Origin of the sequence: Klebsiella sp. S69 (genome assembly GCF_016516145.1) — a bacterium.
Classification (GTDB): domain Bacteria; phylum Pseudomonadota; class Gammaproteobacteria; order Enterobacterales; family Enterobacteriaceae; genus Klebsiella; species Klebsiella oxytoca.
Genome location: NZ_JACVUU010000014.1, coordinates 81036 through 103955, shown reverse-complemented (window position 1 = coordinate 103955; position 22920 = coordinate 81036). Strand labels below are relative to the sequence as shown.

At 57.0% G+C, this 22920-nt stretch carries 16 protein-coding genes and 1 pseudogene; 3 read left to right on the top strand and 14 right to left on the bottom strand.

The genetic code is table 11. From position 1 onward, the window contains the following. Positions 1 to 68: 68 nt before the first annotated feature. From bcsE to bcsG, 3 genes are read left to right on the top strand one after another with little or no spacing between them, the layout of a single operon-like run. A complete protein-coding gene (gene bcsE / locus IAE27_RS15130; RefSeq protein ID WP_070557350.1) occupies positions 69 to 1625 on the top strand; it encodes a cellulose biosynthesis protein BcsE in 1557 nt (518 codons plus the stop codon). Next, entirely contained in the window at positions 1622 to 1819 is a 198-nt protein-coding gene (bcsF, locus tag IAE27_RS15125) for a cellulose biosynthesis protein BcsF (protein ID WP_004106715.1), read from the top strand. Before bcsE ends, bcsF begins: the two co-directional genes overlap by 4 nt. Further along, entirely contained in the window at positions 1816 to 3492 is a 1677-nt protein-coding gene (gene bcsG / locus IAE27_RS15120) for a cellulose biosynthesis protein BcsG (protein ID WP_064343967.1), read from the top strand. The genes bcsF and bcsG overlap by 4 nt, the downstream gene beginning before the upstream one ends. An 84-nt stretch (positions 3493 to 3576) precedes the next feature. Here the strand turns inward: bcsG and IAE27_RS15115 are convergent, their stop codons facing one another. The 14 genes and pseudogenes from IAE27_RS15115 to dppA form a co-directional block, all read right to left on the bottom strand. Then, entirely contained in the window at positions 3577 to 3684 is a 108-nt protein-coding gene (locus IAE27_RS15115; protein ID WP_004116246.1) for a type I toxin-antitoxin system toxin Ldr family protein, read from the bottom strand. Between the two features lie 369 nt (positions 3685 to 4053). Further along, the gene (locus tag IAE27_RS15110; RefSeq protein ID WP_064365044.1) at positions 4054 to 4161 is read right to left on the bottom strand and encodes a type I toxin-antitoxin system toxin Ldr family protein; all 108 of its coding nucleotides are present in this window, start codon (positions 4159 to 4161) and stop codon (positions 4054 to 4056) included. Positions 4162 to 4425: 264 nt separating this feature from the next. Further along, positions 4426 to 5424, bottom strand: a complete 999-nt coding sequence (locus IAE27_RS15105) for a glycosyl hydrolase family 8 (RefSeq protein WP_016807736.1) — start codon at positions 5422 to 5424, stop codon at positions 4426 to 4428. Between the two features lie 11 nt (positions 5425 to 5435). Then, positions 5436 to 5912, bottom strand: coding sequence for a cellulose biosynthesis protein BcsD (gene bcsD, locus IAE27_RS15100; RefSeq protein ID WP_024274803.1), 477 nt, complete (start codon positions 5910 to 5912; stop codon positions 5436 to 5438). After that, entirely contained in the window at positions 5912 to 9964 is a 4053-nt protein-coding gene (locus IAE27_RS15095) for a cellulose biosynthesis protein BcsC (RefSeq protein ID WP_154022692.1), read from the bottom strand. Before IAE27_RS15095 ends, bcsD begins: the two co-directional genes overlap by 1 nt. Beyond that, positions 9961 to 12366, bottom strand: coding sequence for a cellulose biosynthesis cyclic di-GMP-binding regulatory protein BcsB (bcsB, locus tag IAE27_RS15090; RefSeq protein ID WP_154022693.1), 2406 nt, complete (start codon positions 12364 to 12366; stop codon positions 9961 to 9963). Before bcsB ends, IAE27_RS15095 begins: the two co-directional genes overlap by 4 nt. Continuing rightward, positions 12363 to 14474: a UDP-forming cellulose synthase catalytic subunit gene (gene bcsA / locus IAE27_RS15085; RefSeq protein ID WP_004106724.1), complete on the bottom strand. Its 2112-nt coding sequence runs from the start codon at positions 14472 to 14474 to the stop codon at positions 12363 to 12365. The genes bcsB and bcsA overlap by 4 nt, the downstream gene beginning before the upstream one ends. A gap of 20 nt (positions 14475 to 14494) precedes the next feature. Continuing rightward, a pseudogene (gene bcsQ / locus IAE27_RS15080) lies at positions 14495 to 15287 on the bottom strand (cellulose biosynthesis protein BcsQ). Position 15288: 1 nt separating this feature from the next. Next, positions 15289 to 15876, bottom strand: a complete 588-nt coding sequence (locus IAE27_RS15075) for a cellulose biosynthesis protein BcsO (RefSeq protein ID WP_016807732.1) — start codon at positions 15874 to 15876, stop codon at positions 15289 to 15291. A gap of 702 nt (positions 15877 to 16578) precedes the next feature. Continuing rightward, on the bottom strand, positions 16579 to 17592 hold the full coding sequence (gene dppF, locus IAE27_RS15070) for a dipeptide ABC transporter ATP-binding subunit DppF (protein WP_049591478.1): 1014 nt from the start codon (positions 17590 to 17592) through the stop codon (positions 16579 to 16581). Continuing rightward, positions 17589 to 18572, bottom strand: coding sequence for a dipeptide ABC transporter ATP-binding protein (gene dppD / locus IAE27_RS15065; protein WP_200092608.1), 984 nt, complete (start codon positions 18570 to 18572; stop codon positions 17589 to 17591). The genes dppF and dppD overlap by 4 nt, the downstream gene beginning before the upstream one ends. Positions 18573 to 18582: 10 nt before the next feature. Continuing rightward, positions 18583 to 19485: a dipeptide ABC transporter permease DppC gene (gene dppC / locus IAE27_RS15060; RefSeq protein ID WP_004106740.1), complete on the bottom strand. Its 903-nt coding sequence runs from the start codon at positions 19483 to 19485 to the stop codon at positions 18583 to 18585. A gap of 9 nt (positions 19486 to 19494) precedes the next feature. Next, a complete protein-coding gene (gene dppB / locus IAE27_RS15055) occupies positions 19495 to 20514 on the bottom strand; it encodes a dipeptide ABC transporter permease DppB (protein WP_004106742.1) in 1020 nt (339 codons plus the stop codon). Positions 20515 to 20621: 107 nt separating this feature from the next. Further along, a complete protein-coding gene (gene dppA / locus IAE27_RS15050; RefSeq protein WP_004116299.1) occupies positions 20622 to 22229 on the bottom strand; it encodes a dipeptide ABC transporter periplasmic-binding protein DppA in 1608 nt (535 codons plus the stop codon). Positions 22230 to 22920: the final 691 nt, after the last annotated feature.

Sequence of the window (22920 nt, the reverse complement as noted above, 5' to 3'; positions counted from 1 at the left end):
GTTAGGTTTACTCTGTCGCTTTCGCTAGTAAACTAATCAAGTGTAAAACAGGTCTCACGAGGGACACCGTGGATATCGTATATTCTTTGGGTATTTCATCATTATGGGACGAAGTGTGCCATATGCCCGTTGGCGGGGTGTGGTGGCTCAATGTCGACCGCCATGCGGACGCGGTAAGCTTGCTCAACCAAACGCTTGCGGCCCAGGATAAACAGGCTCGCGTTGCGGCGATAGCCATGGGTGATAACCCAAATGAAATCATAAAATTAGAAAAAGATCGCGGGCCTGAAAAAATCACATTATTTACCATGCCGAACCGCTTTGAAGGGCTGGAAGAAATGCACCGCGATTTAGTCTGTTCCCTCGAACCTGGCAATTATTTGTTTATTCTGCTATGTGCTGAAAATGCCTGGCAGAATATTAAAAGCGAACAATTATGCAATTGGGTTGAGAAATCATATCGATGGACTAATTATCATCGTTGTTCATTATTAGTGCTTAATTCCGGGCACGATATCGATAAGCAACTTTCCCCTTTATTACGCGAGTACCGCTCGCTTTCCGGACTGGCAAGTATACGTTACCAGGGAGATAACCACCTGTTCGATATTGCCTGGTGGGGCAGCGAAAAGGGCATCAGCGCCCGGCAGCAGCTCATTGTTTTACACGATGAAAACGGCTGGCGGCTGGCGCAGGACGAGGAAACGGTGGTACAACCGCGCAGCGACGAGAAAACCATCCTCAGCAACCTGCGCGTACTGGAGGGGGCGCCCGCGCTTTCCGAATACTGGACGCTGTTCGAAACCAATGACGCCGTTTTCAACGCCGGCAGAATGGCGCAGGCGGCGACGCTGATTTTCTCCATTACCCAGAACGAACAGATTGAACAGCTGGGACGCTATATCCACACCCTGCGCCGCCAGCGCGGTAGCGCGCTGAAAATTGTCGTGCGCGAGCAAACGCCAAGCCTGCGCGCCACCGATGAACGCCTGCTGCTGAGCAGCGGCGCCAATATGGTTATTCCCAGCGGCGCACCGTTATCGCGCTGCCTCACGCTTATAGAAAGCGTTCAAAAACAGCAGTTTACTCGCCATATTCCGGAGGATTTTAATACTCTGCTGAACTGGAGCCAGCCGCTGAAGCTGCGCGGCTACCAGAAGTGGGATGCCTTCTGCGAAGCGGTGCACAATATTATGGCCAACACCATGCTGCCCGCCGACGGCAAAGGGGTGATGGTGGCGCTGCGCCCGGCGCCCGGTCTGCGCGTAGAGCAGGCGCTGACGCTGTGTAAGCCTAATCGCATGGGCGACATCATGACCATCGGTAATAATCGCCTGGTGCTGTTTCTGTCATTTTGCCGGGTGAACGACCTCGACACCGCGTTAAACCATATCTTCCCTTTACCTACCGGCGATATTTTCTCTAATCGTATGATTTGGTTCGAAGATAAGCAGATAGCGGCTGAAATCCTGCAGATGCGCGGGATTATGCCGGAGAACTGGAATACGCCGCTGCCTGTTTCGCTTGCCAAAAAAACGCCTATCAACGCGACCCACGACGGACGTAGCTGGCGGCGAACCCCCGAGCCGCATCGTCTGTCCATCGACGGGGAGCCAACCTTATGATGTCGATTGCCGATATTATTCAGCTGGTCGTCCTGTGCGCCCTGCTGTTCTTTCCGCTGGGTTACCTTACGCGCCACTACCAGCGGCGAATTCGCACCACGTTAAGACTGATGTTCTTTAAACCCCGTTATGTCAAACCGGCTGGCGTGCTGCGCCGGGAAGCGGCATCCAGGCAAGGCAAATCAACGAAATGACCAAACCTAAAACCCCCTCAGCGTCGCTTCCGCTCTGGCGCTACTGGCGCGGCCTATCTGGCTGGAACTTCTACTTTCTGGTGAAGTTTGCCTTGCTATGGGCGGGATACCTCAATTTTCATCCCATGCTAAACCTGGTGTTTCTGGCCTTTCTGCTGGTGCCGATTCCGCAATATAAGCTGCACCGTATTCGCCACTGGATAGCGATCCCGCTGGGCTTTATGCTGTTCTGGCACGACACCTGGCTGCCCGGCCCGGAAAGCATCGTCAGCCAGGGTTCGCAGATTGCCGGCTTCAGCGCCGACTATATCTGGGATTTGGTAACCCGCTTTATTAACTGGAATATGATTGGCGCGTTCTTCGTGCTGCTGGTTCTGTGGCTGTTTATCAGCCAGTGGCTACGGGTAACGGTATTTGTCTCAGCAATTATGATCTGGCTGGTCGCCAGTCCGCTGCTACCTTCGTTTACCCTTTGGCCGACAGGTCAGCCGACGACCGCGGCGGCGAATAACGCGCCGAATACCGGTGGCGGGGCAATCGTCGCGACCAACGCCGCCCCGGCGAATAACGACATCCCGGCGCAAACGGAGCCGCCGACATCGGCCAATCTGACCAACTGGCTGAATACCTTTTACGCCTCTGAGCAGAAACGCAAAACCACGTTTCCTGATGCACTCCCGGCCGATGCCCAGCCGTTTGATGTCTTGATCATCAACATCTGCTCGCTCTCATGGTCGGATATCGAAGCAGCGGGATTGATGGAGCATCCGCTGTGGAAGCATTTTGACCTGCTGTTCAAAAACTTTAACTCGGCGACCTCTTACAGCGGGCCGGCAGCGGCGCGTCTGCTGCGCGCCAGCTGCGGCCAGCTCTCTCACGCCAACCTTTATCAACCCTCAGGCAGCGAATGCTATCTGTTTGAAAACCTGGCGAAGCTGGGCTTCACCCAGCAGTTGATGCTCGGTCACAACGGTGTCTTCGGCGACTTCCTGAAAGAGCTTCGTTCGTTGGGCGGTATCCAGAGCCCGTTGATGGATCAAAGCGGCCTGCCGATCATTCTGCAGGGCTTTGACGGCTCACCGGTCTATGATGACCAGGCGACGCTGAACCGCTGGCTGCAGTCGCTGGATAAGCTGAATACGCCGCGCACGGCGACCTTCTACAACACGCTGCCGCTGCACGACGGCAACCACTATCCGGGCCAGAGCAAAACCGCGGACTATAAAGCCCGTGCGCAGAAGTTCTTCGACGAACTGGACAGTTTCTTTACTGAGCTGGAGAAATCGGGACGCAAGGTGATGGTCATCGTCGTGCCTGAACACGGCGCGGCATTAAAAGGCGATAAAATGCAGGTCTCCGGTCTGCGCGATATTCCCAGCCCATCCATTACCAACGTGCCGGCGGCGGTGAAATTCTTCGGCATTAAGGCAAGACATCCCGATGCGCCGATTATCATCAGCCAGCCAAGCAGCTACCTGGCGGTTTCTGAGCTGGTGGTTCGCGCCCTCGACGGCAAGATGTTTGATGAGAATGACATCAACTGGCAGCAGTACATTGCCAACCTGCCGCAGAGCGCGGCGGTGTCGGAAAACTCCAACGCCATCGTCATTCAGTATCAGGGTAAACCGTATGTTCAGCTGAACGGCGGCAGTTGGGTACCTTATCCGCAATAAAACGAAAAAGGCCGCAGGATGTTACCCCTGCGGCCCCGTTCGGGCGCATGCTGCCACTAAGGCAGGCAGATGCCCCCCGGTCGTCTACTTGCGATTATCCATCCAGCTCACGATGATGCTGACCAGAATGCCAGCAATGACCGGAGCCGCCAGATCGTCCCACAGCAGCAGACCCCACTGAGCAAGCGTCATACAGCCGCCTTATTGCAATGGCAACCGTTCGCGGCTATCCTCGAATTGTTGAGGTTCGAGATTAGCCCCCGAAACGTTGCCAGGTTGATACCAAACAACGTGCGGGGGTTTTCTCTTTCCAGCAACCCATCAATCGATGCCGCCGGGGTTCAAGCCCCCGCAACATTGCGCCTCACCGGGCAAGCCGGCTTGCCGACAATTCTACTGGCCCGATCGGCCACCCGCACTCCGCCATTACGCACCATGCGAGACGCATTCCAGGAAAGTGTTTTGTTGCTGCAACAAAACGAAAAAGGCCGCAGGATGTTACCCCTGCGGCCCCGTTCGGGCGCATGCTGCCACTAAGGCAGGCAGATGCCCACCGGTCGTCTACTTGCGATTATCCATCCAGCTCACGATGATGCTGACCAGAATGCCAGCAATGATCGGAGCCGCCAGATCGTCCCACAGCAGCAGACCCCACTGAGCGAGCGTCATACAGCCGCCTTATTGCAATGGCAACCGTTCGCGGCTATCCTCGAATTGTCTAGATGCGAGGTTAGCCCCCGAGACGTTGCCAGGTTGATACCAAACAACGTGCGGGGGTTTTCTCTTTCCAGCAACCCATCAATCGATGCCGCCGGGGTTCAAGCCCCCGCAACATTGCGCCTCACCGGGCAAGCCGGCTTGCCAACAATTCTACGGCGCCCTTCAGATCTCAGCACCCGGCTCGACTGCGTTATTCGAGGCGCATTCCACAGTTTACGACCGTTCTTTCTTTGCCAGCCATACCAACAGCTTCAGGCTGGCGGAGTAATAGTCGTCCTGGGAATTAATCTGCGGCTCGGCCTGCTCTTCACCAAGGGTTAAATCGCGTACCGCCAGTAGCCCGCCGGTCATAAACCACGGCGCGGCCTCATTGGTATTGACGTTTATCCAGGCCGGCGTCTGCAGACGCGGATAGCGCTGAAACCAGTTTTTCCACGGCGTCAGCAGGCTGCTTTGCGGGTCGTCCCAGTAGACATACATAGGAATGCGGATAGCATCGAAGCTCATCCGCGTCGGCCACTCTTTTGCCGGCTCCATCTTGCCGTCCGCTCTTAAGGCGACCCAGTCGCTGGGTAGCTGCGATTTCCCCCACGCCATTTTCCCCAGCAGCGCCTGAGCATCACTCTTCAGCTTTCGCCAGGCGGTCAAATGAGTACGCGCCGCGAAGGCCTGCCAGGCGGGAAAGATAAAGTAGGATGGATTCAGATTCAGATGGTCGTTGAGATAAAATCCCTTTGCGCCCGGGAGCATCACCTGACGGTCGGCGAAGGTCACCACCGTATGCTTCAGCAGCGAAGCGGTTATCGCATCCGAAGCGGTACCGTAGGTTTTTTCATGCCACTGCTGCTGCGCGCGCAGCAGCGCCCAGGCAATCAGGGTATCGCCATCGGTGGCGTCATTTTTATCCGCCACCGGATCGGGCGCCACCGGGTTATAGCGCCAGTAAAACAGCCCGTTATCTTTGTTGCGCAGGGTTTTATCTGTCCACTGCCAGAGCTTGTCAAAGGCGGGACGATCGTCGTTGGCCACCGCTAACAGCATGGCAAAACCCTGCCCTTCAGTATGAGAGACGTTGCCGTTACCGGTATCAACAATACGCCCGTCCGGCATCATAAAACGCGATTTATAACTTTCCCACGCCGTATCGGCCCACGCGTGGGGAAGCATCATCACCGTCGTGACCACGACTGTCGCTAAAGCACGCAAGGACATAAATTCACCCATTAGGGATGGAAGTAAAGAAACTGAACGTCAGAGACTGAAAACAGCCGCTCACGCTGTAAAACCACGTGCGCCGCGCCGCCCTGTCCCTGTAACCAGCGGGAATAGAGCCCCTCGAGTATGGCACAAAATGCATTACACCAGCGGATGCGCCGCGCTTCATCGCGGCTGACCGGCAGAGCCTGATGGCGTAATCGCAGGCCTTCATCGTTCACCTCGACGCTGACGAAGCCCCACTGAAAGCGGCTTAGCAGCGCATTCATGTTGGTCTCCAGCTGGCCGAGAGTCTCAGACTCCGGCAGCGGATGTTCATCGGCCAGCGCCTCGCCCATCTGCCGCAGAAAGGGCTGGCTCTCCAGCTCACCCGCGTTGTTGACCATCCCATCAACCATAATGAGCAGCAGATCGAACCATCCGGCAGGTGTTTGCTGCTGCTGAAACCACGTCATAACCTGCGCGTTATTATTGTCCGTCACGATCAGTTATCTCCCAGCATGTAGCGGATATAGAGACCAGCGGTGCTCTCGTTATAATCGCCGAAGGTGTCATAGCCAACCTGACCACCGAGCGTCATTTGTTTGTTGACTTTGTAATCTGCGCCGGCGCGTAGGGTATAGCCGATACCGCTCTTCGAAGTGGCTGAATAGTAGGCTTCTTTGGCAAAACCGTTGCTCACTGCGGTCTCGAGGGCCTGCTGCCACCCGGCGTTAGTCGGGAAATAAGCGCTCTTATCCTGGCTATAGGATTGATAGCCCACCGAGCCGCCAAGTTTCATCGTCCAGTTGTCATATTTTTCCGTCAGGCTCACCGGCAGCGATACGCTGACGTAGTTCTGCGGGCTGAAGTAGCCCCCTTGCCCGTAGGTGAAGTAGCTCAGGTTTTTCGAGTAATCCATGTAACTCATGCTCAACCCGGTCTGCAGCTGACGATACTCATCGTGGTAAGGCCGCAAATAAACTCCGGCGTTGGCGTTTATGCTGGTATTGCTGGCGACGTTTTGTCCCAGGTAGCTATAGCCCCCGCCGCCGACGTAGAAACCGGCATCGCCGTCGTCATAGCTTAGCTGCAGGGTACCGCCGTTTTTGGTCACCTGCCCCCAGGTCTTGCCGGAATAGGAATCCTTCAGCCCTACCCAGGAGAGCAGACTGTCGGTCAGCGACCGACGCTCGCCGGTAAAAATCAACGACAGATAGTTGGTCAGCTTCGGCGACCACTTTACGCCGCCCACCACGGTATTTAGATCCTGGCCCAGCGGCGTGCTGCCGATATCGACGCGGTATTCGTCGCCGCTCAGCGCCAGAGCCAGCTCCACGCCGTTGGCTTTTTGTGAATCGGTTGAGCCGCTCGCCTGATCGACATTCGGCTTCAGGCTGGAAGAGGCCAGATAGCTGGCGACCTGCCCGGAATCGTAAGTTCCGAGTTTCGCCAGATTCTCCATGCCGCTGCTGGTGGTGGCGTTAAAGTCAGAGGCCTTGAGCGTGCCCAAACCGCTCAAGGCTTCTGCCCCCGGATTGTTGGCAAAGTACGTCGTGCGCTCGGTCGCGGTCATCGCCGCAATCGCCGCCTGCTCGCTGGTCGCGGTGGAAATCATATTGGAGACTGCATTGGATAGCGGGTTCGCGCCGTAACGCCGCCAGGCGTCGCCGGTCGCCGTCCCCGCGTTCAGCGTAATCGGCGTAACGGTAAAATCGAAACGCGAATCACCAAACGGCGATGAGGACCAGGTGAGCGGGGTTTTTATCTCGCTGAGCTTACTGGTGCCGGATTCGCCGTCGCGACCGCGAACCTCCATGCCCCCCTGCAGCCAGGTGCCGGTTTTTTCCTGCAACGTCTCCATCATGGTATCCACCTGGCGCAGCATCCGGGTCTGGGCGGTTTCGACCGGCAGATCGGTGCGCTGGATCCCCGGCAGCGCGCCGCCATCCCCGGTCGATACCTGAGAGACCTGCCACGGCATATATTGCCCGTAGGCGGAGGCCGCACGCGTCGCCCCGGGGGTACGCGAGACGCCGACAAACGGATTATCCGCCGCCAGCGCGCCGCCCACGGTCGGCGTTTGCGCGCCATTGCTGCTCTGTTGTCCCAGCAGCCTGCCGCGGGCGCTGCGCAGGTAAGTCATCGCCTGCTGATGATGCCCCTGCGACTCGGCAACGCGCGCCAGCAGCAGCAAGCGGTCCGGCGAGTTATCCGGGCGCAGTCCACCCGCCAGCTGCGCCGCCCGTTCGCTATTCCCCGCCGAGAGTGCGACATCAATAGCCCCGCTGCGCGCATCCTGCGTCGGCGTATCGCGGGTCATCAGATAGTCATAGACGACACCGGCCTCTTTGTTCATTTTGCCGCTCTGATAGAGCCGCGCCATAGCGAACATCAGATCGGTATTTTGCGGGTCGTTCTGCATCGCGCCCATCAGCCTGTCATACGCTGCCGCGTAGTTGCCCTGCTCGCGCAGATGGTCCGCTTCGTTAATCACATAACCGTTGCGAATACTGGCCAGCTGCGTCGGCGTACTGCTTGCCTGCAGCTGCGGGTTAGTGAGCAGACTCTGCGCTTCGGTTGTCAGGCCCGCCTGGTTAAGTACCGTCACCTGATCGGCATAATCCCCGGCATTACCTGAGATACCGCCGTTAATATTGTTGCGCACCAGCGATACCGCGGTGGTGACATCACCACTCTGGGCCAGCAGCCGCGCCAGTTTACCGACATCCGCCGGGGCTTCAGGCGGCGTTGCGGTCATCGTCCTGAGCGTATTAGCAGCGGCAACGGTATTGCCCTGCGCCAGATAGCTCTCCGCCATCGCCAGCTGCAGGTTGTAGTTCACCCGTTGTTTCAGGTCGCGCATCTGGCTGGTCTGACTGGCGGGGGGAATTCTTGCCAGCAGGGTTTGCGCCTGCTGCCAGCCGCCGTTCTCGCTGGCAAAAAGTGCCGCAGCGTACAGCGAGCTGGCGCCGGCGCCGGGACGCCAGGCGGCGCCCATAACCGCATTTGCCTCACCGTCGTTACCGGCTTTTTGCAGCATACGGGCCAGATCGAGGCGCATCCACGCATCGTCCGGATAGCGAGAAAGCCCCTGGCGCAGCATGGCGATAGCCGCCGTCACGTTACCGGCGCTGGCCTGCTCCTGCGCCTGGCGACGCAGCGAATCGCCGGGCTGTCCGATGACCACCCGCGGCTGCAGTTTTTGCTGCAGGCTTTCCGGCAGCGTGCGCAGCATCGCCTGCGCTTCCGCCGTTTTATTCTGTTCGCGCAGAACGTAATAGAGATTCTCCCGCGCCGGGCCGTTTTGCGGCTGGTCGTTGAGCAGCGCCCGTAGCGTTTGTTCGGCCTGCGGCAAATCTTTGTTATGGCGCAGAACGTCGGCGCGGAACAGCTTCGCCGCCGTGCCCTGCGTCCCGCTCTGCTGCGCCAGCGGCGCAGAGAGCGCCAGCGCCTGGCTAATATTCCCTTGCTTGTAAGCCTGCTGCGCCTGGGCGAGCTGCCCGTAAAACAGCGCATCCGCCGCCTGCTGACGACGGGTTTCCGAGCCATCGCCGCCGAGATCCGCCGCCCGGCTCAAATACTGAGAGGCCGCCTGAAAATCGCCGCTGCGCTGGGCGATATAGCCCATACCGGCCAGCGCGTCAGCGTCCTGCGGGTTGCTTTGCAGAACCTGTTCAAACTGCTGCTTCGCCGCGGCGGTATTGCCGCTGTTGAGGTCAGAATAGCCCTGGCCGCGCGCCTGGCCGCTGCGCCGTTCGCGAAAGTAGTTCTGGACTTCAGTATCCTGCGGATGACGCTGCATCCAGGTGTCGTAAAACGGCTCATCCCCCAGCTGCGGCCCCAGCCACAGCAGCGCCTGACGCAGCCCGCTATCGGCTTCTTTGCTGCCGCTGGCCATCGGCTCCAGCATGGCGATGCCTTCCCGGCGGGTCTCTTCGCGCCAGGTGAGCACTTTGCCCAGGGCAACGCGCGGCGCGTTCTCCTGCGGATGCTGCGCGACGTATTGACGTAGTTCGCTCAACGCCTGTGGGTAGAGCGCCTTGTCGCTGGCCATGGTCATATAGTATTCGGCCGCCAGCCCGGAAGGCGGAACGTTGCCGTTAAACATACTCCGCCAGGTCGCCAGCGCGGCGGGAACATTGCCGCTGCGCGCCTGCTGTCTGGCCAGAGTGAGCTGTCCCTGCGGCACCTGCGCCATTTTTTTTGCGCTATCCAGATCCTGTAGTCCGGGGCTGTCGGGCGCCGCTTTCTCCAGCCGCGCCCGCCACTGGGCTGCGGCCTGCAGATTGCCCCCCTGCTGCGCCCATAGCGCCATCAGGTACAGCGCCTGAGCGTTGTTGGCATCCACCGATAGCACTTTTTGCAGCGATTCCATCGCCAGTTCGTCATGCGATTTTTCGTGCCAGTAGTTGGCCTGTGCGAACAACGCTTGTAGCGCGGCATCGTTACCCGCCGCGTGCGCTCCGCCGAATGCGCCAAGCGTCAGCGCGCCGGACAGGCACAGCGTAGAAAATTGACGGGCTGCATGGGTATTCATTCTGCTGGCTCTTTTCATTGGCTCTCTCCCGAATCCAGGCGCTTACGAGCATGACGTTTAAACATGGCGGTCAGCGCCAGACCCAGAATCGATGTCATAATCAACCCCAGCACCGCCAGCAGCCCGGAGTGCTGATTGGCGTACCATACCGCCATCATGTACCACGGCATCTGGCCGCTGGGGAACGGCGTGCTGACCTGGAAGCTACGCACGCCGTTATCGCTGGTGATCACTGCCGTATCGCCGCGAATACCGGCATTGATACGCGGGGAATTAAGATCGTCTTCCAGTTTCGCCAGCTGATCGTCGCTGCTGGCCATCGCCACCACCACCACCCGCTGCGGGTTCCACGGTGAGCGATAGCTGATAAAACCGCGCCAGGCGCTGCTGGAGGAGAAATAGCGGTCGGCATCGACGCCGTCAGAAGCCCAGTCGCCGCTCAGCCTGCGCTGAATCTTTTCCCACAGCGTCGGTTCACGTACGCTCAGCAGGTTATCGACCGGGGCGTAGGGGGAATGGGCCAGCAGGCGCTGGTTAAACCCTTGTTGCTCGAGGGAACTGACCGCCAGCACGTCGCGATCGCGCAGCAGCGGCGCATTGGCGCCGCCGTCAGGAACGCCCAATATTACGCGGTTGTTGGCTAACGCTTTGCCGGTTGAATTACCCGAACGGGCTGCCAGATTCAGCATCATCGCCACCTGGGTTTCCGAAGGCTGTTCCGGCAGCAGCAGCGTAGTTTGCGAATAATCCGCTAACCGGGAGAACGGGAACGAAGCGCCGACAAAATAGGAAAGATTCGGCAGCAGCGAGAAGTGCCGCGTACCGCTCAAATCGATCCACGAATCGTCGGTGATTCGACTCTTGATAGTGCTGTTCAGCAGGAGCGAACAGGGCGCGTTATCCTTCGGCACCAGGTTGAAATAGAGCGACAGCTGGTTATCACCGTAAATCAGATACGGCGCCAGCGGGATAGTAAACCGTTCCTGACGCGCGTCGCCGCCCAGATGCCGCCAGAGCTTCTCCAGCGGCCCCTGTTTGTTCATCGGTAGATTATTAAGGAAGGTGTTGTTCAGCGTCACGCTCAGCAGCGACTTATCCTCGTTAATCCAGTTCTCCGACGGGAAACGATAGCCAATTTGCAGGGGGATAGTTTCTCCATCCCACAGATAAAGATCCGGCGCGGCGCGAAAGGCCACGCGCAGCGGTTCATGCCACACGCCGCTGACGGTCATACTTTGATCCTGACGGATCAGCTCGCTGATTTTTACCGGACGATCGGTGGCGATCCAGCGCGGCGCATCGTAGGGCTTGCCGACGGGAATCGCCTGCGGATCCACGGTCATGCTGGCCGTCTGCGGGGCGAAATCGCCGCGGGTCAGGCGCCACGCGGCCATGCGCAGTGCGGCGTCATTCTGGCCGACGATCAGCAGCAGCTTATAAGCCGGATTACCGGGATTTTCCACGATCCGCAGCAGCGGTTTGTCGGTTTGCGGCAGCGTCAGGCCGCCCACCCGATCCCCGGGATGACCGATGATAATCCCGTGTTTCTCGGGCAGGCGATCGCGCAGCGCGTCAAAAGCGATACCGCGATAGTCGGCCTGAATACCCAGCCATGACGACACCAGCGCCGCTGCGCTGAAAATATCCGCCGTTGGTTTCTCCGGATACGCGATAGCGATATCCGCTGGCGTCATCTGCATACGGTCGAAAAACGGGCGCGGGAAGTGGCCCAAATCGTTGCTGATATTGAGCTGCTGGCTCTCCCAGCTAAAGTGGGAGCCGGGCAGAATGGTTACCCGCGAGGTGTCGTGAATATCGAGCCGGCACTGCAGCGCATCGCCGTCGTTAATCTTAAAGCTCAGGTTGTTGCTGGACACCATCAGCGCCGCCGGGATATCCAGCTGGTAGTGCGAAATATCCTCGCCATCAGCCCCCAGCGGCAAGGTGCCGAGCGGCTGGCCGTTGAGCATTAATTGCAGCGTGGCGTTGCGGGACGCCATCTCCGGCGAAACCTTGACCTCCAGCATCAGCTGGGCGTGGGTGACCACCTGATCGGAGGGGAGCGTAAAGCTGGCGCCGCCCTGATTTTGTCCACCGCTGAGGATAATGCCGTCCGGCATGCCCATCTGCATCAGGTTAAGATTGCCGCCAACGATCGGCGTAAGCGGTACCGTATCAGGGACAACAGGCGTTATCGGCGGCAGCGCGGGTAGCGAATCCGGCTGAGCGGCGTTTGCCGACGCGGCTTCCGTCGTCGCCGGTGAATTCGCTTCGCTAGCGGGCGCCGATGCGCTGTTCGCAGCCGCATCTGGAAGCGGAAAGTTAAGCTCCGGCAATGAATCTGCGGGCATCTCCTCGCTGTGCAGCGCTGGCGCAGAGAGCACTCCAACCAGCAGAGCGAGCGTCGTTAAGGATTTCATAGACTGCCATCCTCCTGCGCGGGGTTTGCCGCAGAGGGCTGACGACGCTGGCTGCGGCGCGTCTTCCACGTCAGCCAGAAGAGTTCAAATACGCAGCGTAAAATCGTGGCGAAAGAGCGGAACGGGTTGTCCTGCGGGCGCGGCGGATTAATCCACGCATCGGCGCGGGCCAGCACCACCCGCACCAGTTCACGGCGACGGGAAAGCTGAATGTTTTCATCAAATTGCAGGCGGATAAACCGATCGTCAGCGGTGACCTGGCGTACCGGGATCGAAATCGCTCCGGACTGAAGAATTAGCTCAATCTCTTCGATTTCATCCTCCAGGTGACGCTTATCCGGCGCGCTTACGCGGCAACCGCCCATGGACAGATCTGCGGTGTGGCTGCGGGAGACAATGCCGCTGGTGTAGTGGATAAGCACCGGGATATCGACATCAATACGAATCGTTTTTCGTACCTGACGGGTTTCGCGCGCCACGGCAATGGCGGCCAGCAGGAAAATCAGGCTATAAATCCCCCAACCGACGTTCAGCGCGATAACGTTCGGGTCTGAGCCAAAATAGTCGTGACCGATGGCGCGGACGATACCAACCACCACTCCCAGGCCCAGCAGGCAGGCGACGACCAGGTGTGGCCTGACGACGGTAAAGTCGAAGTAGCCCACGTCCAGCAGGCCGCCTTTATCGGTCACGTTGAATTTTCCGCGTTTGGGGAAAATCATGGTGACCAGCGTTGGCAGTACCAGGTGGAAGGCCAGCACGATATCGTAGATTTCGCCCCAGAAACTGTAGCGATAGCGGCCGTTCATGCGCGATCCGACATAGATCGCGAGGAACAGATGCGGCAGCGCGTAGGAAACAATCAGGCTCGCCGAGGAGTAGATGATATTCAGGTTGAACAGCAGATAGGCCAGCGGTGCGGTGACAAAGACCACGCGCGGCAGAGCGAACTGATAATAGAGCATGGCGCTGAGGTAACACAGACGCTGCTGGAACGTTAGCCCACGGCCAAGTAGCGGGTTATCCAGACGGAAAATTTGCGTCATCCCGCGGGCCCAGCGGGTACGCTGAATGACGTGCACCACCAGGCGTTCGGTAGCCAAACCTGCCGCCAGAGGAATATCCAGGAACGCCGATTTCCAGCCCAGACGCTGGAACTTCAGCGCGGTATGGGCGTCTTCGGTGACGGTCTCAACCGCAAAGCCACCGATCTGCTCCAGCGCAGCGCGGCGAATAACCGCGCAGGAACCGCAGAAGAAGGTCGCATTCCAGTTGTCGTTTCCCTGCTGAATCGGACCATAAAACAGCATCCCTTCGTTGGGAATATTGCGGCCGACGGAGAGATTGCGCTCGAAGGGATCCGGCGAGTAAAAATAGTGCGGCGTCTGCACCAGCGCCAGCATCGGGTCTTTGAGGAATCCCCCCACCGTTGCCTGCAAGAAGACGCGGGTTGCCACGTGGTCGCAGTCAAAAACGCAGATCAGCTCGCCGTTGGTTAGCGTCATCGCGTGGTTGAGGTTGCCTGCCTTGGCGTGTTTGTTATCGTTGCGGGTGATATACCCTACCCCAACGTCGGCGGCGAATACCGCGAATTCGTTACGCTTGCCGTCATCCAGCAAATAGATTTTTAATTTATCTTTTGGATAATCAATACATTGCGCAGCGAGCACGGTATCACGCACCACTTCAAGCGGTTCGTTATAGCTGGGAATATAGATATCTACCGTCGGCCACTGGCTCATATCATCGGGCAACGGGACGATTTCACGCTTCAGCGGCCAGACCGTTTGCAGGTAGTTCAGCAGCAACATCACCCAGATATAGACTTCCGCCAGAAACAACCCCATTCCCAGAATCGCTTCGATGGTGGAGTTGAAATGCAGGGTCTGCGTCAGACGAAAATACATATAACGGGTCGACATCAACAGCGATGTCACCACCATAATGACGGAAACGCTGCGGTTTTTACTGAAACCCATAACAAAGAGAATACCGATGCTCAGCAGGCCAAAAATAGACTGCTTTTGGCTGTCCATCGGCGTAATCACCACCAGCACGGCAATGGGCGCAAGCACCAGTACCAGCGCCCAGAAAAGCGTTTTTTTCATTCAGCAGCCCTGCAGTTAAATTAAAGACCTGACCTGCGAGGCTGGCTGTGCACCGTGCCGTCGCCGATATTGATACCCAACTGCGCAGAGATTTTTTTGGCAATAATTTCAATATCAAAGGCGGCTGCGGAGGATGAGTTAAAGTCGAGGATCGACTTCTGGGAGGCATTTGCCTCCACCACGCTTTCATCACGATGAATAATGCCCAGCAGACGATCGCCCAGCTTTTCTTCCATCAACGCCGTGACATCGCGACTGACCTGGCGACGGTTATCGCTCTGGTTAATCACAAAATAGTGACCGTGTTTAGCGTTGAGAGCGCCTCCGGTCAGGCGCTGCTTTTCCACGTGCGACAATGCGGACATCGATGCGGTATCCGCCAGCAGCGGTACCAGATGCATGTCGGCCAGCGAAGTCAGCGCCTTTAGCGCGGGTGAAGGACCCGGCGGCAGGTCGGCAACGGTAATCAGCCCAGGGTAGTTAAGCAGTGCCGCCAGCCCGCGCGTCAGGAAATGCGCGTCATGGGTCAGACGCTCATCGAACGCCTGTCGCTGCGCCTCGCTCACCTCGCCGTAGGGCAAAACGAAAATATTGCTGCCGGCGCTTAACACGCACTGGCTCCAGTCATGGAGCTCCAGCGCTTTTGCGGCATACCCACGCTCATCGCCGAGAGGCACGCCAAAATGCAGGCGCAGCGCGTTCTGCACATCAAAATCCAGAGCGAGGACTTTGCTGCCTGCGCGGGCCAACGCCCAAGCCAGGTTTGCCGCCAGGGTCGTCTTTCCTACGCCGCCTTTCGGCGAACACACGCAGATCAACGGCATGTCGCAATCCTTTCTAAGAGTGATTTCAGGGGCTGATCTTTATCTTTCGCCGCTGGCGCCACCGTTTTTGCCGCAAAGAGATGGGCAAAACCGTCCACCGTCGGCGCTATCGCCGGGCGAGGTCTGACAGCCGGAGCTGGCACGTGGTCAGATAGCGGCGCAACAGGTTGCGATACGGCTGTCCGGAACGCTTGCCCGGTCGCGGCCTCGCCTGCCTGCACTATCGGTTCTACGGCAACCGGAGCAATATGACTCACCGCGGGAACAGGCTGCGGCGCGGATGGGGCGACAGGGTCGGGAATCATTACCGACGGCGCAACCGACGATGCCGCCGGCGCGGTCTGAATGGCTGTCCGCTCCACCTGATGAAACATATTGGCCGGCACCAGCTGCGGCAGGGGTAAAGATACCGATCCTCCCATAGCCAAAGAGGATGCTTGCTCCGCAGGAATAAGCTGATTGAGAATAACCCAATCGCCTTTTTCACCGGCGCCGGTTTCTGATGAGAGGTCCTTGAATGGGAGACTGTGTGTCCGCGTCTTTTCCTTAAAGCGCTGCAAATCATCATAATGGTTCATAGATAACCTCATGATTTTAAATACATCATATTTAATCTGTTTTAATTGTCATGCTATGCCGCCAGAGCATAGTTTAATGGGTTGTTTTTTGGGGAGTTACGCCCGTCACGATACGCTAACTTTAGTATTAATTTGATTATTTTGAATAAGCCTGACTGGTTTAATTCCATAGCGGTAGTGCGGCTACACTAACAGCTCTTTTTCAAAATGATAGCCCCATTTTTTGGGCGGCAGCGTCATCAATCCCCCCGCAACCTGCCGGGCTATCAGCAGACCGTAGTTTTTTATGCCGTTTAACTTTTAAAAACCGTGTAATACGCGCCGACTGAATACGAAAGAGAAAACATTTTAATATTTTTTAATGTCTTTAGTAATCACCTGCCACGCTTAATTAAAATAATAAATAACACCGTGGCGCAAAATAAATAGCTCAGGATGTTAGCCAAAAACCAGGAATATAAAGCGTTGACCGAACAACAAGGAACAACTTCATGAATCACCTTTGCTGCTTATCCGCTCCAACCAAAGAAAGAACGAAGATAAAACAAAATATTTTCATGTAGTTATCTCGCTCTCCCGCAATAACTATTGTACTGGCGTAGGGTGCCAGCATTGTTCGTTGTAGGTTTGTTCCAACAGCGCTGAGTCCGGGCTAAAAAAAGCCGAAGCACAGGCTTCGGCTTTGATTATCGGTTACCTGGATCAGCTCAGCGGCTTCTCGCCGTTTTGATCCTGGTCGACCGCAAAGCAGGCCACCAGCTGGCCGCTGTAGTCTTTCAACTGCGGTTGAAGCTGGGTACATGGGCCAAAACGGCGGCGACAGCGGGCGTTAAACGCGCATCCCGGCGGCGGATTCAGCGGGCTCGGCAGCTCGCCGGTGAGCTTGATACGCTCGCGGCGGTCATCCGGATTCAGACGCGGCGTGGCTGACAGCAGCGCCTGAGTGTACGGATGCTGCGGGTTATTGAAGATTTGATCCTTCGTCCCTTTCTCCACGCAGCGGCCCAGATACATCACCATGACTTCATCAGCGATATGCTCCACGACCGACAAATCGTGAGAGATGAAGACGTAAGAAAGCCCCAGATCCTGCTGTAAATCCATCATCAGGTTCAGCACCTGCGCGCGCACCGAAACGTCCAGCGCGGAGACCGGTTCATCGGCAATCACCACGTCCGGGTCCAGCATCAGACCGCGGGCAATCGCGATACGCTGACGCTGGCCGCCGGAGAACATATGCGGATAACGGTCGTAATGTTCGGTTTTCAGACCCACTTTCGCCATCATCGCCAGCGCCTTCTCCCGGCGCTGCTCTTTGCTCAAGCTGGTGTTGATCTGCAGCGGCTCCTCGAGAATCTGCCCCACCTTTTTACGCGGGTTAAGCGAACCGTAGGGATTCTGGAACACAATCTGGATTTTCTGCCGGCGCAGCTTCTGCGCCTGCGGATCGTGCTTCAACAGGTCCTGTCCCTGGTAGTAAAGCTCGCCGCCGGTGGGAATTTCAATCATCGTCAGCAGACGACCGAGCGTCGACTTGCCGCAGCCAGACTCCCCTACCACCGCCAGCGTTTTACCGCGTTCAAGGGTAAACGAAACGCCGTCCAGCGCTTTGACCAGGCGTTCCGGCGCAAACAGCCCCTTCTTCACCGGGTAGTATTTTTTCAGATCGGTGGCCAGCAACAGAGGCTGTTGCGTGATGGCCTCATGCGTACTCATAGCCCAGGCCTCCCGGCATCATCAAGTGGGTAATGACATTTCGACTGGCGACCGCCGTTAAGCAGGTTCAGCTCAGGTTCTTCACTGCGGCATTTGTCTGTCGCATAGGGGCAGCGCGGATTGAGCAAACAGCCGTTCGGACGGTCGTATTTACCCGGCACCACACCCGGCAGCGAGGCAAGGCGCGCTTTATCCTGAGCGAACTCCGGCAGCGCGCGCAGCAGCGCCTGCGTATAGGGGTGGCGAGGCGCGCGGAAGATATCCTGCGCGTCGCCGGTTTCCACCACCTGCCCCGCGTACATGACGATGATTTTGTGCGCCGCTTCGGCCACCAGCGCCAGATCGTGGGTGATCAGGATCAGCGCCATATTCTCTTTTTGCTGCAGCTCCAGCAGCAGCTCAATGATCTGCGCCTGGATAGTCACATCCAGCGCCGTCGTGGGTTCATCGGCAATCAGCAGCTTTGGCCGACAGGCGATGGCCATCGCAATCATCACGCGCTGGCTCATACCGCCGGAAAGCTGATGCGGATAGACATCAAGACGCGAAGCCGGGTCGGGGATACCGACCAGCGTCAGCAGATCAATCGCCCGCTGCACGCGGGTTTTCTTGTTGCCGCCCTGGTGCACCTTAATGGCTTCCATAATCTGGTAGCCGACGGTATAGCACGGATTCAGGCTGGTCATCGGGTCCTGGAAGATCATCGCCACTTCCGCGCCCACCAGCTGGCGGCGCTCTTTTTCGGAAATGCGCTTCAGGTCGCGACCGTTAAACTCCAGCTTTTCAGCCATCACCCGGCCGGGATAGTCAATCAGCCCCATAATCGCCAAAGAGCTAACCGATTTACCCGAACCGGACTCGCCGACGATACCAACCACTTCGCCCTGATTTACGCTGTAGCTCACGCGATCTACGACGCGGAACGGCGTCCCTTCGTCGCCGAAGTGCACCGAGAGTTTATCTACATTTAATAACGCCATCTCGAACCTCTTACTGCTTCAGTTTGGGATCGAGCGCGTCACGCAGACCGTCACCCATCAGGTTAAATGCCAGCACCGTCAGCAGGATAGCGACACCGGGAAAGGTGACGACCCACCAGGCGCTCTGCGCGAACTGCAACACGTCGGAGAGCATCGTGCCCCACTCCGGTGTCGGCGGCTGCGCACCCATGCCAAGGAAGCCAAGAGCGGCCATATCGAGAATGGCGTTAGAGAAGCCCAGAGACGCCTGAACAATCAGCGGCGCAAGGCAGTTAGGAAGAATGTTGATGAACATCTGACGCATCGCGCCAGCCCCCGCCACGCGGGAAGCGGTGACGTAATCGCGGTTCACCTCTACCAGCACCGCCGCGCGGGTCAGACGCACGTAGTGCGGCAGGGCGACAAAGGTCAGCGCTATTGATGCATTGACGATCGACGGGCCGAAGATGGCCACCAGCACCAGCGCCAACAGCAGACTTGGCAGGGCCAGCATAATGTCGACAACGCGCATAATGACCGAGTCAATCACGCCGCCAAAATAGCCCGCGACAAGACCGAGTACCACACCGAGGATCAGCGATAGCACAACGACCAGACAGCCTACCAGCAGCGACAGGCGCGCGCCGTACATCAGGCGCGACAGGATATCGCGGCCAACGTCATCGGTGCCAAGCAGGTGGGACATGCTGCCGCCCTCCTGCCAGAACGGCGGAGCCAGCAGCGCATCGCGGAACTGATCCGCCGGATTGTAAGGCGCGAGGAAGTTGGCGAAGACGGCGATGATGATCATCACCGCGACATAGGCCAGCCCCACGACGGCGCCTTTATTACGTTTAAAATAGTGCCAGAACTCCTGCAACGGGGTCATTGGCACCGGCGCGGCGACAACTTTATTTTCAGTAACTTGTGACATGATGGCCCCTTACTTCTTATGCCGGATACGCGGGTTCACCACGCCGTACAATAGGTCGACCAGCAGGTTGACGAGAATAATCATCGTCGCCACCAGCAGCACCCCGCCCTGCACCACCGGATAGTCGCGGCGCTGCAGCGCATCAATCAGCCAGCGGCCAAGGCCCGGCCAGGAGAAGATGGTTTCGGTCAGGATAGCCCCCGCCAGCAGCGTACCGACCTGCAGGCCGATAACCGTGACCACCGGCAGCATCGCGTTACGTAAAGCATGCACGATGATTACCCGCATCCGCGTCAGGCCTTTCGCGCGCGCGGTACGGATATAATCCTCACCCAGCACTTCCAGCATCGACGAACGGGTCATACGCACGATCACCGCCAGGGGAATCGTCCCCAGCACCACTGCGGGCAGGATCATATGCATTACCGCATCAATAAAGTCGCCCGGCTCGCCCCAAATCGCGGTATCGATCAGCATAAATCCGGTCAACGGCAGGGTATCGTCAAGGAAGACGGTATCGCTGATACGCCCGGAAACCGGCGTCAGATTGAGCTGCACCGACACCAGCATGATTAGCATCATGCCCCACCAGAAGATGGGCATAGAGTAGCCGGTCAGCGCGAGGCCAACGGAGGTGTGGTCGAAGATAGAGCCGCGCTTAACCGCCGCCAGCACGCCCACCGGGATACCGACAATGACGGCAAAAATCATCGCGCAGACGCCCAGCTCCATCGTGGCTTTAAAGCGCGGTACGAACTCTTCCCAGACCGGAATACGGCTTTTCAGCGAGATGCCCAAATCACCGTGCATCACGCCCCAAATATAGTTGACGTACTGCTGCCACATCGGTTTATCAAGGCCCATCTCGGCCAGCAGCTGCGCGTGACGTTCAGGGGAAATACCACGTTCGCCCGCCATAATCATCACCGGGTCGCCGGGAATCATATGAACGAAGGCAAAAGTGAGAAGGGTAATACCGATAAATGTCGGGATGACAAGTCCCAAACGTCGGAGAATGAACTGCAACATAACCCGGATTCTCTCTAGTGACGACCCGCCTGGTGACAGGACGTCTGTATTGCTCACAAATGTCAATTCCCTCTCCCCAAGGCGGGGAGAGGGGAAACACGCTGTTATTATTCGATAGAGACGTTATCGAAGTGGTGTTTACCTAATGGATCGACCACGTAGCCTTTGACCTCTTTACGCACCGGCTCATAGACGGTGGAGTGAGCGACGATCAGCGCCGGCGCCTGGTCGTGCATCACAACCTGAGCCTGTTTGTACAGCTCAATACGCTTGTTGTGGTCGTCGGTAGCGCGAGCCGGTTGAATCAAGTCTTCAAACGGCTTGTAGCACCAGCGGGAGTAGTTAGAACCGTCTTTTGCCGCGGCGCAGCTAAACAGGGTCGCGAAGAAGTTATCCGGATCCCCGTTGTCGCCGGTCCAGCCCATCATTACGGTCTGGTGCTCGCCCGCTTTCGCGCGCTTGAGGTATTCACCCCACTCGAAGGTCACGATCTTGGCCTGGACGCCAACTTTAGCCCAGTCGGCCTGAATCATCTCAGCCATACGGCGCGCGTTCGGGTTATACGGACGCTGTACCGGCATCGCCCACAGGTCGATGGTAAAGCCTTTTTCCAGTCCCGCCTCTTTCAGCAGCGCTTTCGCTTTTTCTGGATCGTAGGTGTAGTCTTTAATGTCGTCGTTATAGCCCCACATGGTCGGCGGGATCAGGTTCTTCGCGGCCTGGCCGGCGCCCTGATAAACGGCTTTGATAATCGCTTCTTTGTTTACCGCGTAGGTCAGCGCCTGACGAACTTTGACATCATCCAGCGGCTTCTTCTCGGTGTTGAAAGAGAGGTAGCCGACGTTCAGACCCGGCTGTTCCAGCAGGGTGATATTTTTGTCTTCCTTCATGCGCGCGATGTCTGCCGGGTTCGGGTACGGCATGATCTGGCATTCATTTTTCTGCAGCTTAGCGTAGCGCACGGAAGCATCAGGGGTGATGGAGAAGACCAGGCGATCGATTTTCGGCTTAGTGCCCCAGTAACCCGGGAAGGCTTTATAGAGAATACGGGAGTCTTTTTGATACTGCAGCAGCTGGAACGGACCGGTACCGATTGGGTTGAGGTCCACTTTCTCCGGCGTACCGGCTTTCAGCATGTTATCGGCATACTCTTTTGACAGAATAGAGGCGAAGTCCATAGCGAGGTCGGCAAGGAACGGCGATTCCGGACGGGTCAGCACGAACTGGACGGTATTATCGTCCACTTTCTTCACTTCGCTAATCAGGTCTGGTAATCCCATGCCTTCAAAATATTCATAGCTGCCGCCAGACACTTTGTGGTACGGGTTATTGGTATTTTTTTGTCTGTCGAATGAGAAAACGACGTCATCGGCGTTCAGCGTGCGGGTCGGTTTAAAATCTTTGTTATCCTGCCACTTCACGTCTTTACGCAGATGGAAAGTATAGGTTTTTCCGTCTTCACTAACTTCCCATTTCTCCGCCAGGCCCGGAATAACTTCCGTGGTGCCGGTTTTGAATTCTACCAGGCGGTTATAAATTGGCACTGAGCTGGCGTCATAGGTGGTACCAGAGGTGAAGAGCTGTGGGTTAAAGCCTTCCGGCGAACCTTCTGAACAATAAACCAGGGTCTTCGCTTGTACGCTTGCTGCGACGGTCATGGCAACCAGGCTCAGACCAAGCTTCAGCATCCCTGATTTCTTCAAGGAAATACTCATTATTCTGCTCCAAATGTGATGTTGTTTGCATATATCCGCCAGACCTTTATTTATTTTTATTCGTCATATTTCGAACTACGGATGCGTTGGCTGCGCTCGATCGCTCCAGTCACATAGCCATCTATGCTCCTGGGGATTCTCAAGCTTGCCGCCTTCCCGCAGCTCGAACTATTTAGAATATACCCGGTCCGGTCGGTGGTGCCCGAAAGCGTTGAGAGAGATGGGGATTCCTTTCGCAAAAACGACTGAGTTGCAGTACGGATTCTCCATGAAATGCCCCTCATGCCCTACAATCTGTCAACAGAATGGGGAAACGTCAATACAGCCAACCTGGTTTTACATCCGGGGTGAGAATCGGCAGGCAAAGATTAAAAAAAGTGCAATGCGCTATTTCCAGCAGAGAAATTTATGCTAGCGGCCAATAGACAGAATAAAGCCCTTTATATTTTTCAACAGGCAGTCATAAGCAATTCCAGGAAATGGTAAAAATTTCTTGCGATGTGACCAATATGTGAGCGATAAATAGCGTGAACGTTAAAACGCACAGCGGAAAATGCTGAAGTTATCCATAAGCTTCGCGAAAAAAGATCGGAGTATATATAAAAAAATACAATGGAAGATGTCACAAAACAGGGAATTGGCGGCAGGAAATGAGGATGGATGCGTTTTTTCACACTCTTAGCAAGCAGCG

Excerpts from the sequence above, each read along its gene's own strand:
- bcsF (WP_004106715.1), top strand. The coding sequence starts at position 1,622 with ATGATGTCGATTGCCGATATTATTCAGCTGGTCGTCCTGTGCGCCCTG.
- bcsG (WP_064343967.1), top strand. The coding sequence starts at position 1,816 with ATGACCAAACCTAAAACCCCCTCAGCGTCGCTTCCGCTCTGGCGCTAC.
- IAE27_RS15115 (WP_004116246.1), bottom strand. The coding sequence starts at position 3,684 with ATGACGCTTGCTCAGTGGGGTCTGCTGCTGTGGGACGATCTGGCGGCT.
- IAE27_RS15110 (WP_064365044.1), bottom strand. The coding sequence starts at position 4,161 with ATGACGCTCGCTCAGTGGGGTCTGCTGCTGTGGGACGATCTGGCGGCT.
- IAE27_RS15105 (WP_016807736.1), bottom strand. The coding sequence starts at position 5,424 with ATGTCCTTGCGTGCTTTAGCGACAGTCGTGGTCACGACGGTGATGATG.
- IAE27_RS15095 (WP_154022692.1), bottom strand. The coding sequence starts at position 9,964 with ATGAAAAGAGCCAGCAGAATGAATACCCATGCAGCCCGTCAATTTTCT.
- bcsB (WP_154022693.1), bottom strand. The coding sequence starts at position 12,366 with ATGAAATCCTTAACGACGCTCGCTCTGCTGGTTGGAGTGCTCTCTGCG.
- bcsA (WP_004106724.1), bottom strand. The coding sequence starts at position 14,474 with ATGAAAAAAACGCTTTTCTGGGCGCTGGTACTGGTGCTTGCGCCCATT.
- IAE27_RS15075 (WP_016807732.1), bottom strand. The coding sequence starts at position 15,876 with ATGAACCATTATGATGATTTGCAGCGCTTTAAGGAAAAGACGCGGACA.
- dppF (WP_049591478.1), bottom strand. The coding sequence starts at position 17,592 with ATGAGTACGCATGAGGCCATCACGCAACAGCCTCTGTTGCTGGCCACC.
- dppD (WP_200092608.1), bottom strand. The coding sequence starts at position 18,572 with ATGGCGTTATTAAATGTAGATAAACTCTCGGTGCACTTCGGCGACGAA.
- dppC (WP_004106740.1), bottom strand. The coding sequence starts at position 19,485 with ATGTCACAAGTTACTGAAAATAAAGTTGTCGCCGCGCCGGTGCCAATG.
- dppB (WP_004106742.1), bottom strand. The coding sequence starts at position 20,514 with ATGTTGCAGTTCATTCTCCGACGTTTGGGACTTGTCATCCCGACATTT.
- dppA (WP_004116299.1), bottom strand. The coding sequence starts at position 22,229 with ATGAGTATTTCCTTGAAGAAATCAGGGATGCTGAAGCTTGGTCTGAGC.